The sequence below is a fragment of the Streptomyces sp. NPDC046335 genome (genome assembly GCF_055587985.1).
In genome coordinates this window covers 151,197-169,312 of sequence record NZ_JBVJFF010000013.1, presented here as the reverse complement: position 1 = coordinate 169,312, position 18,116 = coordinate 151,197, and the positions used below count along the sequence as shown (strand labels likewise).

4 protein-coding genes are annotated in these 18,116 nt (G+C 75.5%); all 4 read right to left on the bottom strand.

Going from position 1 to position 18,116, the window contains the following annotated elements; genetic code table 11:
- Nucleotides 1-29 precede the first annotated feature (29 nt).
- Genes ACZ6JY_RS30675 through ACZ6JY_RS30660 form a run of 4 tightly spaced genes read right to left on the bottom strand, consistent with a single transcriptional unit; the run spans nucleotide 30 to nucleotide 18,112 of the window.
- Entirely contained in the window at nucleotides 30-365 is a 336-nt protein-coding gene (locus tag ACZ6JY_RS30675) for an acyl carrier protein (protein WP_469201025.1), read from the bottom strand.
- Nucleotides 365-1,276 carry a 3-hydroxyacyl-CoA dehydrogenase family protein gene (locus ACZ6JY_RS30670; protein WP_469201023.1) on the bottom strand — a complete coding sequence of 304 codons (912 nt, stop codon included), beginning with the start codon at nucleotides 1,274-1,276 and terminating at the stop codon, nucleotides 365-367. Before ACZ6JY_RS30670 ends, ACZ6JY_RS30675 begins: the two co-directional genes overlap by 1 nt.
- On the bottom strand, nucleotides 1,273-7,743 hold the full coding sequence (locus ACZ6JY_RS30665; RefSeq protein WP_469201022.1) for a type I polyketide synthase: 6,471 nt from the start codon (nucleotides 7,741-7,743) through the stop codon (nucleotides 1,273-1,275). Before ACZ6JY_RS30665 ends, ACZ6JY_RS30670 begins: the two co-directional genes overlap by 4 nt.
- Before the next feature lie 25 nt (nucleotides 7,744-7,768).
- Complete coding sequence (locus ACZ6JY_RS30660) at nucleotides 7,769-18,112, bottom strand: type I polyketide synthase (RefSeq protein WP_469201020.1); 10,344 nt, start codon at nucleotides 18,110-18,112, stop codon at nucleotides 7,769-7,771.
- Nucleotides 18,113-18,116: the final 4 nt, after the last annotated feature.

Sequence of the window (18,116 nt, the reverse complement as noted above, 5' to 3'; positions counted from 1 at the left end):
CCAGGGCGGGTGAGTCGGTCAGTGGCCGGTCACTCACCGGGGCCTCCGGCCGCCGCCTTCTGGAGCCGCTCCACGAGCCCCGTCATCGACGTGACCGTACGGAAGTTGTCCAGCCGCAGATCGGCGCCGCGGACGGAGACGCCGAAGGACTTCTCCAGGTGCACGACGAGTTCCATCGCGAACAGCGAGGAGAGCCCGCCGGAGGCGAACAGGTCCGCGTCGGTCTCCCAGGAACGCTTGGTGCGCGCCTCCAGGAAGCGCAGGATCTCCTTCTCGGTGGCCGCGGTGGCCGCGGCGCCATCGCCGTCCTGGGTGTCCCGGGTGCCCTGGGTGCCCTGGGTGTCTCCGGTATTGAAGCCGCTCATCAGTTCTCCTCCTGGTACGCGTAGAATCCGCGGCCGGTCTTGCGGCCGAGGTCGCCCTGCCTGACCTTGTCGAGCAGCAGGTCGCAGGGGCGGCAGCCCTCGTCCCCGGTGCGCTGGTGCAGAACGCGCAGCGAGTCGACCAAGTTGTCGATGCCGATCAGGTCTGCGGTGCGCAACGGGCCTGTGGGGTGACCGAGGCAGCCCTCCATGAGGGCGTCGACGGCCTCGACCGTCGCTGTGCCCTCCTGTACGACCCGGGCCGCGTCGTTGATCATCGGGTGCAGGACGCGGCTGGTGACGAAGCCGGGGGCGTCCCGCACGACGACTTGGTCGCGGGCCAGGGCGGTCAGCAGAGCGCTGACGGCGGTCATGGTCCCCGTGCCGGTACGGGCGCCTCGGATCACCTCGACGGTCGGGATCAGGTAGGGCGGGTTCATGAAGTGCGTGCCGACGACGTCCTCGGCGCGTTCCGCGTGTCCGGCGAGCTCGTCGATGGGGATGGACGAGGTGTTCGAGATCAGCGGCGTGCCGGGGCGCACACGGGCCGAGACGTCCGCGAGCGCCTTGGCCTTCAGCTCGGCGACCTCGGTGATGGCCTCGACGACGGCGGTGACGTCGCCGACGCCGCCGGTGGTGGTGGCCAGTTCCAGGGCTCCGGCGTCGGCGGCGGCCGGGAGGCGGCCCATCAGCTGCGCCATGCGCAGCTCTCGGTCGATGTCGTCCCGGGCGTGGTCGAGCCGCTCCTCGTCGACGTCGACGAGCAGGACCGGCACGCCGTGCCCGAGGGCGAGCGCGGTGATGCCCACCCCCATGACCCCGGCGCCGAGGACGGCTATCCGGTGGGGACCGGCGGCGGACAAAGGATCGGGGGCTTCGTTCGGATCAGGGGCGGTATGCGGCGCTCGTGTCATGCGCCTCTCCTAGGGCTGGTGGGACGGCATGGGGTGGTGGTCGAGGGGGTGAGGACGGTGTCGAGCCAGTCGGTGACGGCCTGGGCCGTGGTGCCGACGTGCTCCTCCATGAGGGAGAAGTGGTCGCCGGGTACGTCGACGACGCTCTGGGCCGTCGGCCAGGTGGCGCGCCAGTCGCCCGCGCCGGGGTCCGGTGCGCCGAGCGGTTCCCGGGCGCGGACGAGGAGGGTGGGTGCCCGCACCGCGGGCGGCGTCCAGGTGTCGAGGAGGCGGAAGTAGCGGCCCATGGCGGTGAGCCGGGTGCCGTCCATGGGGGCGGCGCGTTCCTCCCGGGCGAACATTCCGCCGATCAGTACGTCGTTGAACTGGGTCATCCCTTCGTTGTCCGAGAGGTAGGTGTCGAGCAGCACGACCGCGGCCGGGCCCGCGCCCAGTTCCTCCAGGCGGGCCGCGACGCCGTGCGCGAGGGTGCCGCCGGAAGACGATCCCGTCAGGACGAGGGGCCGCTCGCCGAGTTCCTCGCGCAGGGTCCGCGCCTGGAAGTCGAGGAGTGCGGACATCGCGGCCGGGACCGGTTCGCCCGGCAGGAACCCGGGAGCCGCGAGGGCGCTGACGCCGTAGCGGTCCCGGAAGCGGGCGGCGAAGCGCGCGTACTGGTGTGCGCCGCCCAGCGCGACGACGGAGCCGAAGCAGACGAGCTGCGGGGCGCTGTCGTCGCGGCACAGGCGCAGCAGCTCTGGTCTGGCCTCGGCGGTCAGGAGTTCGCCGCCGGTGCGGAAGTCGGGGCGCAGGGCGGCGGCGTGCTTCAGGAGCGCGATGCCGTCGTCGACCCGGCCCAGTTCGCAGGCCTGCCGGAACAGGGTGCCGACGGGATCGGCGGTGGCCGTGGCCCGCTCGTCCGCGGGCTCGTCCTCGTCCACGGCCGCCGTCGCCAGTTCGGTGCGCAGCAGCTCGGCGAGGCGGGCCGGGGTGCCGCTGTCGAGGACCGTGGTGGGGCGCAGACGCAGGCCGGTGCGGGCGGCGAGCCGGTTGCGCAGCTCGACGGCGGTCAGCGAGTCGAAGCCTACGGAGAGGAACGCGTCGTCCGCGCCCAGGGCTTCGGGCGTGGCGTGTCCGAGCACGTCGGCGGCCTGGCCCAGGACGAGGTCGAGGAGGATCCGCCCGCGCTCGGCCTCGCCGGCGGTCGCGAGGCGTCGGCGCAGTGGCTCGCTGTCGGTGACGGTACGGGGTCCGGCCGACGCCTTGACGAGGGAACGCAGGAGCGGCGGCACGGCCTGGCCCCGGTAGGCGGCGAGGTCGAGGTGGACGGGGACGAGAACGGGCCCGTCCCGCTCGTCCCGGGCGAGCGCGCCGTCGAACAGCGCCATGCCCTCCGCCGCCGAGAGGCCGCGCACGCCGCCGCGCCGCATGCGCCGCAGGTCGGTGTCGGACAGCTCGGCGGTCAGGCCGCTGCGCCGCTCCCACAGCCCCCAGGCCAGTGAGGTGGCGGGCAGGCCGATGCGGTGGCGCTCGGTCATGAGGGCGTCGAGCGCGGTGTTGGCGGCGGCGTACGTGGACTGGCCGGGGCTGCCGAAGACTCCGGCGGCCGACGAGTAGACGACGAACGCCGTCAGGTCCGCGTCCCGGGTGAGGGTGTGCAGATGGTGCGCCCCGTCCACCTTGGGCCGCAGCACGGCGCGCAGCCGTTCGGCGGTCTGCGCCTCCAGCAGGCCGTCGTCGAGGACGCCCGCGGTGTGGACGACGGCGCGCAGCGGGTGCTTCGCCGGAATCCCTTCCAGGGCGCGGGCGACGGCTTCGCGGTCGGCGACGTCGCAGGCCGCGACCGTCACTTCGGCGCCGGACTCCCGTAGCTCTTCGGTCAGTTCGGCCGTGCCGGGGCTCTCGGCTCCCCTGCGGGCGAGCAGCAGCAGGTGGCGTACGCCGTGCCGGGTGACGAGGTGGCGGGCGAGGATGCCCGCGAGGACGCCGCCTCCGCCGGTGAGCAGGACGGTGCCGTCCGGGTCGAACGTCCCGTCGCCGCTTCCGGCGGGCTGCGCGGCACGTACGAGCCTGGGCGCGTACAACGCGCCGCCTCGCAGGGCGAGTTGGGGTTCTCCGGTGGCGAGTGCGGCGGGCAGGGCCTCGGCCGTCGCGACCGGGTCGTCGGTGTCCAGCAGGACGAACCGGCCGGGGTGTTCGAGCTGGGCCGAGCGCAGCAGCCCCCAGACGGCGGCGGACGCGGCGTCCACGGGCTCCACGCCGGGCCCGGCCGCGCCCCGGGTGAGGACGACCAGGGGGACGTCGGCGGACACGGCATCCGCGAGCCAGACACGCAGACGCTCCAGAACGGCCGCGGTGACGGCGTACACCGCCTCGGGAATGCCGGGCGCCGCCTCGGACGTGTCCGGCACCGCATCGGACGTGCCGGGCACCACCCCCGATGCGTCGGGCACCGCCCCAGACGCGTCAGACACCGCCCCAGACGTCCCGGGCCCCGTCTGCGGCGGGCAGGACACCGCCCCGAACGTGCCGCGCACCGCCCCCGATGCGTCGGGCACCACCCCGGACGCGTCGGACACCACCCCGGATATGTCGGGCCCGGTCTGCGGAGGGCAGGGCAGCACGGCCGCGGCCGCGCCGTCGATCGCGGTGGCCGTGGCGGTCGTGGTCGCGAATCCGGGCGGCAGCAGCCGGGCGTCGCACTCTCCGAGCACCGCCCAGCGGCCGCGGGCGGGTGGCTCGGGCGGCTGCTCCGCGCGGACCCAGTCCACGCGGTACAGCGAGCGGTCGGGGGTGCGCAGGCCGTCGTACGAGGCCATGCGCAGCGTCAGCGACCCGATGTCCGCCACGAGTCGGCCGTCCTCGCCGGTGATGCGTACGCTCACCGCGTCGGTGCCGTCGGTGCCGTCGGTGCGCAGGGACACCCGCAGCGTCCGCCCCGCTCCCTGGCCGAGGACCACGCGGCTCCACGAGAACGGCAGGGGGACGCCCGACGCCGGCGCGTCCCCACCGTCTCCTTCGCTGCCGGCGACGCCGGTGCGCAGTCCGGCCGTCTGGAGGGCCGCGTCGAGCAGCGCGGGGTGCACGGCGAAGGCGTCCGTCACGCCGTCGGGCAGGGTCACTTCGGCGAAGACCTCGTCGCCGCGGCCCCAGGCGGCACGCAGCCCCTGGAAGGCGGGGCCGTACTCGACGCCCTGGGCCTCCATGGCGTCGTACAGGTCCTCGACGCTCAGCTTCCGGGCGCCCTCCGGCGGCCAGACCGTGGGCCCGGCGGACGCCGGGTGCTCCGCCGCACCGGGTGCGAGGTGGCCGCTCGCGTGCTGGGTCCAGTCCTGGCCCGGCGCGTCCTCGCGCCGCGAGTGGAACGCCACCGGGCGCCGCCCGTGCTCGTCCACGGGGCCCACGGTGAGCCGGAGCTGGACGCCCGTGGCGTCGTCGGCGGCGGGCAGGGTCAGCGGGGCGGCGAGGGTCAGCTCGTCGACCTGTGGGCGGTCGAGAAGGCTACCGGCGTGGGCGGCCATCTCCAGGAAGGCCACGCCGGGCAGCAGGGCGGTACCGGAGACGGCGTGGTCGGCGAGCCACGGGTGGGCGGCCGTCGAGAGCCGCCCGGTGAACAGGGTGCCGCCGCCCGGCAGGTCGACCGCGGCGCCGAGCAGGGGGTGGCCGGGGTCGCTCTGGCCGGCCGTGGCCGGGTCGCCGCCGCGGGCGGGCGCGTCGAGCCAGTAGCGCCGCCGCTGGAAGGCGTACGTGGGCAGGTCGACGCGGCGGGCGCCGGTTCCCTCGTACGCGGGCCGCCAGTCGACCGGGAGGCCGGCCGCGTACGCCTCGCCCAGGGCGAGCAGCAGCCGTCGGGGGCCGCCCTCGTCGCGGCGCAGGGTACCGATCACCTCCACGTCGTGGTGGTCGGCGTCGGCCGCCGTGTCCGCGATGCCGTAGGTGAGCGTGGGGTGCGGGCTGACCTCGACGAAGGTGCGATGGCCCGCGTCGAGCAGCCGGCGCACGGCCGCGTGGAAGCGGACGGGCTCGCGCAGGTTGCGGTACCAGTACCCGGCGGTGATGCCGTCGGCGGTCAGCCAGTCGGCGTCGACGGCGGAGAGCAGCGGCACGTCGGGCGTGCGCGGGACGATGCCGTCGAGCGCGGTGTGCAGTCCGTCCCGTACGGCGTCGACGGCGCCGGAGTGCGAGGCGTAGTCGACGGGGATGTTCCAGGCCATGACGCCCTGCTCCGAGAGGTCCGCGACGAGGTCGCGGACGTCCGCGGAGGGTCCCGCGACGACCACGACGCGGGGGCCGTTGACGGCCGCGACCGCCACCTCTCCGCCGCGCTCAGCCAGGAGCCGCTCGGCCTCCTGCCCGGACATCATCAGGGTGGCCATGCCGCCCCCACCGGTGACTCCGGCCAGTGCGCGGCTGCGCAGGGCCGCGACACGGGCGGCGTCCTGAAGGGTGAGGGCTCCGGCGACGCACGCCGCGGCGACTTCGCCCTGGCTGTGGCCCACGACCGCCGCGGGCTCGACGCCATGGGCGCGCCACAGGGCCGCGAGGGACACCATCACGGCGAACAGCGCGGGCTGGAGGACCTCCACACGGTCCAGGGGCGGCGCGCCGGGGTCGCCGCGCAGCGCCGCGGTCAGCGACCAGTCGAGGTACGGGGCGAAGGCGCGCTCGCAGTCGGCCATGCGGGCGGCGAACACCGGTGACGTGTCGAGGAGCCCGGTCGCCATGCCGGGCCACTGCGCGCCGAGCCCGGGAAAGACGAACACCGCCTTGCGGCCGCCGCGCGGGGCTGAGCCGGTGGCGCCGTCGGTGAGCGGCTCGCCGCGCGCCAGTGCGCCGAGGCCGTCGAGGAGTTCGGCGCGGTCGTTGCCCACGACGACGGCGCGGTCGGTGAACCGGGAGCGGCCGGTGGCCAGGGAGAGGCCGATGTCGGCGGGGCGCAGCGCCGGGTCGGCCAGGACGTGGGCGTGCAGGGCGGCGGCCTGTCCGCGCAGCGCCGCCACCCCCTTGGCGGACAGCGGCCAGGCGACGGGCCCTTCGTGCACCCGCCGCGCGTCCCGCTCCGGCTGTTGTTCCTCGATGGGTTCCTCGGCGGGTTCCTCAGGTGCCTGCTCCAGGATGACGTGGGCGTTGGTGCCGCTCGCCCCGAAGGAGGAGACTGCCGCGCGGCGCGGGCGGCCCGTGGCGGGCCACGGCGTCGCGGCGGTGAGCAGGGAGACCGCGCCCTCCGTCCAGTCGACCTGCGGGGTGGGCCGGTCGATGTGCAGGGTGCGCGGCAGCAGGCCGTGGCGGATCGCGAGAACCGTCTTGATGACGCCGCCGACTCCGGCGGCCGCCTGGGTGTGGGTGAGGTTCGACTTCAGGGAACCGACCCACAACGGCCTTCCCTCGGGCCGTCGCTGCCCGTACGTGGCGAGCAGCGCCTGTGCCTCGATGGGGTCGCCGAGGACGGTTCCTGTGCCGTGCGCCTCGACGGTGTCGACCTCGGCCGGGGTGAGTCCGGCGCTGTCCAGGGCCTGCCGGATGACGCGTTCCTGGGCGGGGCCGTTGGGTGCGGTCAGGCCGTTGCTCGCGCCGTCCTGGTTGACGGCGGAGCCGCGGATGACGGCGAGGACCGGGTGGCCGTTGCGACGGGCGTCCGACAGGCGCTCCAGGAGGACCATGCCCGCGCCTTCGCCGAAGCCCGCGCCGTCGGCCGCGGCGGAGAACGACTTGCAGCGGCCGTCCGGTGCGAGGCCGCGCTGTCTGCTGAACCCCACGTAGAAGCCGGGCGTCGCCATCACGGTCACGCCGCCCGCGAGGGCAAGGGTGGCGTCGCCCGCCCGCAAGGCCTGGCAGGCCAGGTGGAGGGCGACGAGCGAGGAGGAGCAGGCGGTGTCCAGGGTGACCGCGGGCCCCTGTAGGCCCAGGGTGTAGGCGACGCGGCCGGACGCGACGCTGGCGATGGAACCGGTGCCGAGGAAGCCCTCCAGTTCCTCGGGCACCTGGGCGAGGCGGGAGCCGTACTCGCTGTAGATGACGCCCGCGTAGACGCCGGTGCGGCTGCCCTTGAGAGTGAGGGGGTCGATGCCCGCGCGCTCGACCGCCTCCCAGGAGGTCTCCAGGAGGAGGCGCTGCTGCGGGTCCATCGCGAGCGCCTCGCGGGGCGAGATCCCGAAGAAGCCGGGGTCGAAGGCGCAGGCGTCGTGGAGGAACCCGCCTGCGCGTGTGTACGAGGTTCCCGGCGCGTCCGGGTCGTCGTCGAAGACGCCTTCGAGGTCCCAGCCCCGGTCGGCGGGGAAGCCGGTGACGGCGTCCCGCTCCTTGACGAGCAGTTCCCACAGATCCTCTGGGGAGTCGACGCCGCCGGGGAAGCGGCAGCTCATCGCCACCACGGCGACCGGCTCGCGGGCGCCGTCGGCCTCTTCGGCGAGCCTGCTGTTCTGCCGGCGCAGGCGCTGGTTGTCGAGGAGCGAGGCCCTCAGGGCCTCGACCACTTGGTCCGTGGACATGTTCTTCCCTTCTTCCCGCGCCGGATCAGGCACGCTCGCCGCCGCCCAGTGCCATCCGCACGAGTGCGTCCACTTCCATGTCGTTGATCGCGCCGGGGTCGTCCGCGAGGTCCGTCCCTCCGCCGTCCGCTCCCCCGGTGTCCGCTCCCCCGCCGTCCGTTCCCCCGGCTTCGGTCTCGGTGAGGCGGAGCACCGCGTCCAGGAGTCCGGCCTCGCGCAGCCGCGCCACCGGGACAGCGGCGAGCCGCCGTCGCAGCTCCCGGTCGTCGTCCGGGTCGGCGGGGGCCGCGGGTTCGGTGGCCGGTGCGAGGCGCGCGCTCATGTACGCGGCCGCGGCGGCCGGGGTCGGGTGGTCGAAGACGAGGGTGGCGGGAAGGCGCAGGCCGGTGGCCGCGTTGAGGCGGTTGCGGAGGTCGACGGCGGTCAGGGAGTCGAATCCGAGGTCCTTGAACGCCTGCTCCGGGTCGATCGCTTCGGGACCCCCGTGTCCGAGGACGTCGGCGACGCGGGCCCGTACGAGATCCTCGATCCTGTCCCTGCGCTCCTCAGGACCCAGGAGCGCCAACCGCTCGTGCAGCGACGCCGCTTGAGCGGCGTCGGACCTGGCAGCGGTGGGCCGGACGCCGCGCACGAGGCCACGCAGCAGCGGCGGTACCGAGCCGCGCGCGGCGCCTGCCCGGAGCCGGGCCGTGTCGAGACGTACGGGCACGAGCAGCGCGTCGTCGAGGCGCAGCGCGGCGTCGAACAGCGCGAGGCCCTGGGTGTCGGAGAGCGCGGCGACGCCGCCGCGTGCCATGCGCCGCAGTCCCGCTCCCTCCAGCGTGCCGGTCATGTCGCTGCGCTGTTCCCACAGGCCCCAGGCGAGGGACTGAGCGGGCAGCCCCTCGGCACTGCGGTGCTCGGCCAGGGCGTCCAGGTAGGCGTTGGCGGCCGCGTAGTTGGCCTGGCCCGCGTTGCCGATGACACCCGCCGCCGAGGAGAAGAGGACGAACGCGGACAGCGGCAGATGGCGTGTCGCCTCATGGAGGGTGAGGGCCGCGTCAGCCTTGGGCCGCAGGACGCGGTCGAGACGTTCGGGGGTGAGCGAGGTGAGGACGCCGTCGTCGAGGACGCCGGCGGCGTGCACGACACCCGTCAGGGGGTGCTCGTCCTGCACCCTCGCGAGCAGCTCCGCTACGGCGGCGGGGTCGGCGACGTCGCACGCCGCGAACTCCACCTCGCAGCCGAGGCCCTGGAGGTCCGCGAGCAGCGCGGCGGCCCCCGGCGCGTCCGCTCCGCGCCGCCCGGCCAGGAGCAGGTGTTTCACCCCGTGCGCGGCCGCGAGATGCCGGGCCACGAGCCCGCCGAGCACGCCGCCGGCGCCGGTGACGAGGACGGTGCCGTCGGGGTCCAGCGGTGCGGGGAGCTCGTCGGCTTCCTCCGGCGCCGGTACCCGGACGAGGCGGGCGGCCAGCAGTCGCGCGCCTCGCAGGGCGAGTTGGGGTTCGTCCAGGTTCAGGGCGTCCGGCAGCAGGGCGGGGAGGTCGTCGCCGTCCGGCGCGTCGACGAGGACGAGACGGCCGGGGTGCTCGGACTGGGCCGAGCGCACCAGGCCGCGTGCCGCCGCGGCCGCGAGGTCACTCAGGCCCTCGTCCGGTCCCGTGCGTACGGCGCCGCGCGTGAGGAACACCAGGCGCGTGTCGGCGAGCCGGTCGTCGGCGAGCCATGCCTGGAGCAGTTCGAGGGTGGCGCGGACGACGCCCGCCACGGCGTGCGCGTCGTCCCCTTCGGCCTCCGGGCAGGGCGCGAGGATGACGTCGGGGACGGCTGCCCCTTGACCGACGGATTCGGCGAGGGCCTTGAGGTCCGGGTAGGCCGGGCAGATGTCGGGCGGCAGTACGGCGCGGCCGACGGCGGCCCAGCGGGCAGGCCGGGCGCGGGCCCCGGCCGGGGCGGACACGGGTGTCCACTCCAGGCGGTACAGGGAGTCGTCCGCCGCCGGAGCGGTGGCGGCGCGCAGGGTGTCGACGTCGACGGGCCGGACGCCGAGTCCGTCCACCGTGACCACCGGGCGGCCGGAGAGGTCGTGCGCGGTGAGGGTCACGGTCCCTTCGGTGTTCGGGGAGATGCGGACGCGCAGTGCGGTGGCGCCGGAGGCGTGCAGGGTCACGCCGGTCCACGCGAACGGCAGCCGTGCGGTGCCCGGCGCGAGGTCCGCGCCCCCGGCGCCACCGGGGGCCAGCCACAGCCCCTGGAGCGCCGCGTCGAGCAGCGCGGGGTGGATGCCGAAGCGGGCGGCCGCCGCCTGCTGCCCCTCGTCCAGGCTCACCTCGGTGTACAGGTCGTCCCCTTGGCGCCAGGCGGCACGCAGCCCCTGGAAGGCGGGGCCGTATCCGTACCCGGCCGCGGCGAAGCGCTCGTAGAGGCCGTCGACGTCGACAGGATCGGCACCGGCCGGAGGCCGGCCCGCCCCGTCCACCGGCGGCCCTTCTGCGGCCGCTTCGGCCAGGAATCCGGCGGCGTGCGGCGTCCACGGCGCGTCGGCCGCGGCGTCCGGCCTGCCGTGTACGTCCACGGTGCGGCGGCCGGAGCCGTCCGGGGCACCGACGCGTACCTGGAGCTGCACGCCGCCGGTCGCGGGCAGCACCAGGGGCGCCTGGAGGGTGAGTTCCTCCAGGACGGGGCAGCCGGCCTCGTCCCCGGCGCGGACGGCGTGGTCCACGAACGCGGCGCCGGGCAGCAGCACGACGTCCGATACGGCGTGGTCCGCGAGCCAGGAGTGGGTACGCACCGAGATCCGCCCGCTGAGCAGCGTCTCGCCGGTGTCGGCGAGTTCGACGGCCGCGCCGAGGAGCGGGTGCCCGGTCGCGCCGAGACCCGCCGCCGTGACGTCGCCGCCGGTGTCCGGGCCCGGCACGGCCCAGTAGGGCTGGTGCTGGAAGGCGTACGTGGGCAGGTCGACCCGGCGGGCGTCGGTGCCCGCGAAGAGCGGCGTCCAGTCGACGGGGACGCCGTGCGCCCACGCTGCGCCGAGGGACAGCAGCATGCGCTCCATGCCGCCCTCCTCGCGCCGCAGCGTGCCGAGCACGGCCGCAGCGGCGCCCGCCGACTCCAGGGTCTCCTCCACGGCCGGGGTGAGGACGGGGTGCGGGCTCACCTCGATGTACGTGCGGTGGCCCGCCGCGGCGAGGGCGCGGACGGCGGACTCGAAGCCCACGGTGCGGCGGAGGTTGGCGTACCAGTAGCGGGCGTCCATGGTCGCCGTGTCCAGCCAGCGGTCCGTCACCGTGGAGTACAGCGGGATGTCGGACGCGGTGGGCTCGATGTCCTTGAGCGCGGTGGCCAGTTCGGCTTCGAGGGCTTCCATGTGGGCCGAGTGGGAGGCGTAGTCGACGTCGAGGCGCCGGGCGCGCACCCCGTCCGCCGCGCATGCCGCCGCGAGCTCGTCCAGAGCGTCCACGTCACCGGAGACCACCACCGCCGACGGCCCGTTGACCGCCGCCAGGGACAGCCGTCCGTCCCAGGCCGTGATCCGCTCGGCGGCCTGTCGCGAGGGCAGCGCGAGCGCCACCATGCCGCCGCGCCCCGCGAGCCGGGCGATCGCGCGGCTGCGCAGGGCGACGACCTTCGCCCCGTCGTCCAGGGACAGCGCGCCGGCCACCACGGCAGCGGCGATCTCGCCCTGGGAGTGCCCGACGACGGCGTCGGGGACGACGCCGTACGCCCGCCACAGGCGCGCGAGGGACACCATCACGGCGAAGAGGACGGGCTGCACCACGTCGACGTGCTCCAGGCCGCTGCCGTCGCGCACGACGTCGAGCAGCGACCAGTCGACGTGCGGGGCGAGCGCGTCCGCGCAGGCCCGCATGCCGGTGGCGAACTCCGGTGACTCGTCGAGCAGTTGACGGGCCATGCCGGTCCACTGCGAGCCCTGCCCCGGGAACATCAGGACGGTGCGGGCCTCGGGGTCGGCGGTACCGCTCGCCGCGGGGTCACCGCCGGCCGCCCACTCCTTCAGGGCGGGCAGCAGGCTGTCCTGGCCGCCGACGAGGACGGCGCGGTGGGCGAAGGCGGTCCGTCCGGCGAGGGACAGGGCCACGTCCGCCACGGGGGGCGCGTCCGGCCGTGTCAGGTGCCGGAGGAGCCGGTCGCCCTGGGCGCGCAGGGCGTCGGCGGAACGGGCCGACAGGAGCCAGGGCACGACCGGAGCGGCCGGGGGCGGCTCGGGCGTCGGGGCGGTCGGCTCGGCGGCCTGCCCGGTCTCCGCGGGTTCGGGAAGCTCCGGGGCCTGCTCCAGGACGACGTGGGCGTTGGTGCCGCTGAGACCGAAGGAGGAGACGCCCGCGCGGCGCGGCCTGCCCGTCTCGGGCCACCGGACAGCCTCGGTCGCCAGCGTGACATCGCCCTCGGTCCAGTCGACGTGGGTGGTGGGCCGGTCGGCGTGGAGCGTGGCCGGGACGGTGGCGTGGCGCAGGGCAAGGACCGTCTTCATGACGCCCGCGACGCCCGAAAGCGCCTGCGTGTGGCCGATGTTGGACTTGAGGGAGCCGATGAGGAGGGGCCGCTCGGCGGGCCGGTCCTGGCCGTACGTGGCGAGCAGCGCCTGCGCCTCGATGGGGTCGCCCAGGGTGGTTCCGGTGCCGTGGGCCTCCACCACGTCGACGTCCGCGCCGGACAGGCCCGCGTCGGCGAGGGCGGCGCGGATGACGCGCTGCTGGCTGGGCCCGTTGGGGGCCGAGAGGCCGTTGCTCGCGCCGTCCTGGTTGACGGCGGAGCCCCGCAGCACCGCGAGGACGGGGTGGCCGTGTCGGCGGGCCTCGCTCAGCCGCTCGACGAGCAGCACGCCGGCTCCTTCGCCCATGCCCATGCCGTCGGCGTCGTCCGCGAACGCCTTGCACCTGCCGTCGGCCGCGAGGCCGCGCTGCCGCGAGAAGCTGATGAGCGCGCCGGGTGTCGCCATCACCGCGACGCCGCCGACCAGGGCCAGCGAGCAGTCCCCCGCGCGCAGTGCGCGGGCGGCCAGGTGCAGGGCGACCAGGGACGACGAGCAGGCGGTGTCGACGGTGACCGCCGGGCCCTCAAGGCCGAGGGTGTACGCGACGCGTCCGGAGACGACGCTGGGGGCACTGCCGGTCAGCAGATGGCCCTCGCCTTCGGCTGAGCGGGCGACCGCGGCACCGTAGTCGCTGTAGTTGACGCCGGTGAAGACACCGGTACGGCTGCCGCGCAGCGTCTCCGGGTCCAGGTTCGCGCGTTCCAGTGCCTCCCAGGAGGTCTCCAGGAGGAGCCGCTGCTGCGGGTCCATGGCGAGGGCCTCGCGGGGCGATATGCCGAAGAAGGCGGCGTCGAAGTCGGCGGCGTCGTGCAGGAATCCGCCGTGCCGGGTGGTCGAGGTGCCCGGGTTCTCCGGGTCGGGGTCGTAGAGCGTGTCGAGGTCCCAGCCGCGCCCGGCGGGGAATCCGGTGACGGCGTCGCCCCGGTCGGCGAGCAGCCGCCAGAGTTCCTCGGGTGACGTGACGCCGCCGGGCAGGCGGCAGCCCATGGAGACGATGGCGATCGGCTCGTCGGCCGCTTCGGGGCGGGTGTCCGCCACCGCTGCCGCCGCTGTCTCGTCCGCGCCGAGCAGGCAGGACTTCAGGTGGGCGGCGAGTGCGGCGGCCGACGGGTGGTCGAAGACGAGGGTCGACGGCAGCCGCAGGCCGGTGGCCTTGTTGAGGCGGTTGCGGAGTTCGACGGCGGTGAGGGACGCGAAGCCCAGCTCCTGGAATGCCTTGCCGGGCGGTACGGCGTCGGCGCGGTCGTGGCCGAGGACGGCTGCGGCGTGGCCGCGGACGAGGTCGAGCAGCAGCCGGTCCCGCTCCACGGGCTGTCGCAGCGCGGTGAGGCGCCGCCGCAGGCCGGAGGCGGCGGGGGCGTCGCCTTCGCCGTGCCCCTCCAGGGCGCGGCGGGCTTCGGGGACGGTGCTCAGAAGCGGGCTGGGGCGGCTGGAGGTGAACACCGGGGCGAACTGCTCCCAGTTGACGTCGGCGACGGTCACGAGCGTCTCGTCGTCGTCGAGGACCTGCTGGAGCGCGCCGAGCGCCCGCTCGGCGTCGATCCGCGGCAGGCCGTGCTCCTCCAGGTTGAAGAGGCCGGCGTCCTCGGTGGCCGGCGTGCCGTCCTCGGCCACGGGCGCCGCCCGCCAGATGCCCCAGTCGACGGTGGTCGCGCTCAGGCCGCGGCCGCGCCGGTACTGGGCGAGGGCGTCGAGGTGGGCGTTGGCCGCGGAGTACGCGCCGTGGTCGCCGCTTCCCCAGACGCCGGCGATCGAGGAGAACAGCACGAACGCGTCGAGTTCGCGGTCGAGCAGGGCGTCGAGGTGCGCCGCGCCCGCCGCCTTGGCGGCGACGACACGCTCGTACGCCGATACGGGGATGGTGTCGAGCGGGGCGAGTGCGATGTACGCGGCGGCGTGCACGACGGCGGTGACGGGTGTGCCGTCCGCTTCGAGCCCGGCGATGAGCCGTTCGACCTGGCTGCGGTCGGCCAGGTCGCAGGCGGGCATCGCGAGTGTCGTGCCGGACGCGGCCAGCTCCGCGCGCAGCTCGTCCGCTCCGGGGACGTCATGACCGCGCCGCCCGGGCAGCACCAGGTGCGCGGCGCCGCCGCGGGCCAGCCAGCGCGCCAGGTGCGGGCCGAGGGCGCCGGTGCCGCCGGTGAGCAGGACGGTGCCCCGTGGCTTCCAGGCGCGCGTGGGGCGGCCGGGGCGGGGAGCGCGCACGAGTCGGCGGACGTAGAGGCCGGTGGGGCGCACCGCGAGCTGGTCCTCGCCGTCCGCGCCGCCGAGCGCGGCGCACAGCCGTTCTCCGGCCCGGGCGTCGACCGTGTCGGGCAGGTCGATCAGTCCGCCCCAGCGCTCCGGGTGTTCGAGGGCGGCGACCATGCCGGTGCCCCAGACCTGCGCCTGCGCGGGCGCGGTCAGCGGATCGCCCGCACTCGTGGAGACGGCACCGCGGGTGGCGCACCACAGGGGCGCGGTGACACCGAGGTCCCCGAGCGCCTGAACGAGCGCGAGCGTCAGGCCCGTGCCGACGGGCAGACCCGGATGGTCGGGCGCCGGACGATCGGCCAGACCGAGAAGAGAGAGAACCCCAGCGAGCGGACGGTCACCGACAGCGGCGGTGACGGTGGCAGCGAGGCGGACGCGACCGGCGGTAGGGCGGGCGTCGCGGTCGGGGTGGGAGTCGCCGTCAGGGCAGACACCGCCGTCCCCGCAGGCGTCACCGTCCCGGCGGGCATCGCCATCCCGGGGCCGGTCGTCCCCGGCGGTCACGTCGGTTGTCACGTCCGCCGTGAGCACCGCTGCCCCGTGTGCCCGAAGAGCCCGTACGGTGTCCCGTACCGTTTCGCTCTTCTCGTGGCCCTCGGGTACCAGGACCAGCCACGTTCCGCCGAGCGCGGGGGCCGCCGGGTCGGGGGCGGGGTGCCAGGCCACGCGGTAGCGCCAGGCGTCGGAGGCGGCCGGGGCGTTCCTGCGGCGCCAGTGGTCCAGGGCGGGCAGAACCTCGCGGAGCGGCTCGGTGTCGACGGCGAGGGCGGTGGCCGCTTCCGTGACGTCGCCGCGTTCCACCAGGTCCCAGAAGCCCGTGTCGCCATCGACGGGCGGCGGCGGCGATGCGGGCGTCAGCCAGTGGCGGCGCTGCTGGAACGGGTACGTGGGCAGGTCGACGCGGAGCGCGTCCCAGCCCCCGTACACCTTCCGCCAGTCCACCGGCACGCCGCGCGTCCACAGTTCGGTCAGGGAGGTGAGGGCGCGGCGGAGGTCGCCCTCGTCGCGGCGCAGGGTGCCGGTGACGACGGCGTCGGGGACGCCCGCGGACTCGGCGGTGTCCTGGACCGGCACCGTCAGGACGGGGTGCGGGGACACTTCGAGGAAGACGCCGTGGCCCAGCTCGGCGAGCGCGCGGACGGCGGTGTCGAAGCGGACGGTGCGGCGCAGGTTCCGGTACCAGTACCCGGCGTCCATGGCCGTGGTGTCCAGCCGGCCCCCGGTGACGGTGGAGAAGAGCGGGATGCGGGAGGCGGCCGGGGTAATGCCGGAGAGGGCCGCGAGGACCTCCTGCTCGATGCCCTCGACGTGCGCGGAGTGCGAGGCGTAGTCGACGGGGACCGTACGGGCCCGGACGCCGCTCGCCTCACATGCCCCGGTCAGTTCGGCGAGGGCCGCCGCGTCGCCGGATACCACCACGGACGCGGGGCCGTTGACGGCGGCGACCGAGAGCCGCTCGGCCCAGGGGGCGATCACCTCCTCGGCCCGCTCGTACGGCACCGCGAGCGAGACCATGCCGCCGTCGCCCGTGAGCCCGGCGATGGCCCGGCTGCGCAGGGCGACGACCTTCGCCCCGTCCTCCAGGGACAGCGCCCCGGCGACCACGGCCGCGGCGATCTCCCCCTGGGAGTGCCCCACCACCGCGTCCGGTTCGACACCCCAGGACCGCCACAGGGCGGCCAGCGACACCATCGTCGCGAAGAGCGCGGGCTGCACCACGTCCACCCGGTCCAGCGGGGCCGCGCCGGGCCCGCCTCGTACGACGTGGTGCAGCGACCAGTCCACGTAGGGGGTCAGCGCGTCATCGCAGGCGGCCATGGAGCGGGCGAACTCCGGTGCCGTGTCGAGGAGTTCGCGGCCCATGCCGGGCCACTGTGCGCCCTGCCCCGGGAAGACCATGGCGACCCGGCCGGGCCCTGGCTCCGCGAGGCCGGTGACGGCGGCCGTGGCGCTCTCCGGGGCGCGGGCCACCTCGTCGAGCGCCGCGAGGAGTTCACCGCGCCCGGCGGCCGTCACGGCGGCGCGGTGCGCGAACGCGGTCCGCGTGGTGGCGAGCGAGTAGCCGATGTCGGCGAGGCGCGCCTCCGGGTCGGCGGCGAGGCGCGCCCTGAGGCGTACGGCCTGGTCACGCAGGGCGGCAGCGGTGCGCCCGGAGAGCACGCACGGCACGACGTCCGGGGCGGTGCCCGTGGGCCCGGGCGGCTGCTCGGGCTCCGGGGCCTGTTCGAGGATGACGTGGGCGTTGGTGCCGCTCATGCCGAAGGAGGAGACGCCCGCGCGGCGCGGCCCGCCGGCCTCGGGCCACTCCCTGGCCTCGGTCAGGAGCGCGACGCCGCCCACGCTCCAGTCCACGTGCGGTGTCGGCTCGGTGATGTGCAGGGTCCGGGGCAGCAGCCCGTGGCGCAACGCGAGGACCGTCCTGATGACGCCCGCGACCCCGGCGGCGGCTTGGGTGTGACCGATGTTGGACTTCAGCGAGCCGAGCCACAGGGGCTGTTCGGCGCGCCGGTCCCTGCCGTACGTGGCCAGCAGCGCGTCGGCCTCGATGGGGTCGCCGAGGGTGGTGCCGGTGCCGTGGGCCTCGACGGCGTCGACGTCGGCGGCGGACAGTCCCGCGTCGGCGAGGGCGTCCTGGATGACGCGCTGCTGGCTGGGCCCGTTCGGCGCGGTGAGACCGTTGCTGGCGCCGTCCTGGTTAACGGCGGAGCCGCGCAGCACGGCGAGGACGGGGTGGCCGTTCCTGCGGGCGTCCGACAGGCGCTCCAGGAGGAGCATGCCGACGCCCTCGCCCCAGCCTGTGCCGTCGGCGGCGGCCGAGAACGGCTTGCAGCGGCCGTCGGCGGCCATCGCCCCCTGCCGGCTGAACTCGGTGAACACCGACGGCCGCGACATCACGGTCACGCCGCCCGCCAGGGCGAGCGAGCACTCCTCCGCGCGCAACGCCCGCGCCGCCTGGTGCAGGGCGACGAGCGACGCAGAGCAGGCGGTGTCGACGGTGACCGCAGGGCCCTCCAGACCGAGCGCGTAGGCGATGCGGCCGGACATGACGCTCATCGAGTTGCCGGTCATCAGGAAGCCCTGGACGATCTCGGCGGCTCCGGTGCCGAGCTGGGCGTAGCCCTGGTCGATGGCGGCGGCGAACACGCCGGTGCGGGTGGCGCGCAGTGCCGCCGGGTCGATGCCCGCGCGTTCGACGGCTTCCCACGCGGCCTGGAGCAGCAGCCGCTGCTGCGGGTCCATCGCGAGGGCCTCGTGCGGCGACACGGCGAAGAACTCGGCGTCGAAGTCGGCGGCGCCGTCGATGAACGCGCCCCGGCAGGGCACGCCGCCCGCGGTGAGCCGGGCGGTGTCCCAGCCGCGGTCGCCGGGCACACCGGTGACGGTGTCGCGGCCCGCGGCCAGGATGTCCCACAGCTCCTCGGGGGTACGGACGCCGCCGGGGAAGCGGCAGCTCATCGAGACCACGGCGATCGGCTCACGGCCGCGGGCCTCGGCCTCGCGCAGCCTTCGGCGGGTGTCCCGCAGGTCGATGGTGACGCGGTTGAGGTAGTCGCGCAGCTTCTGCTCGTTCTGTTCGCTCACCGGG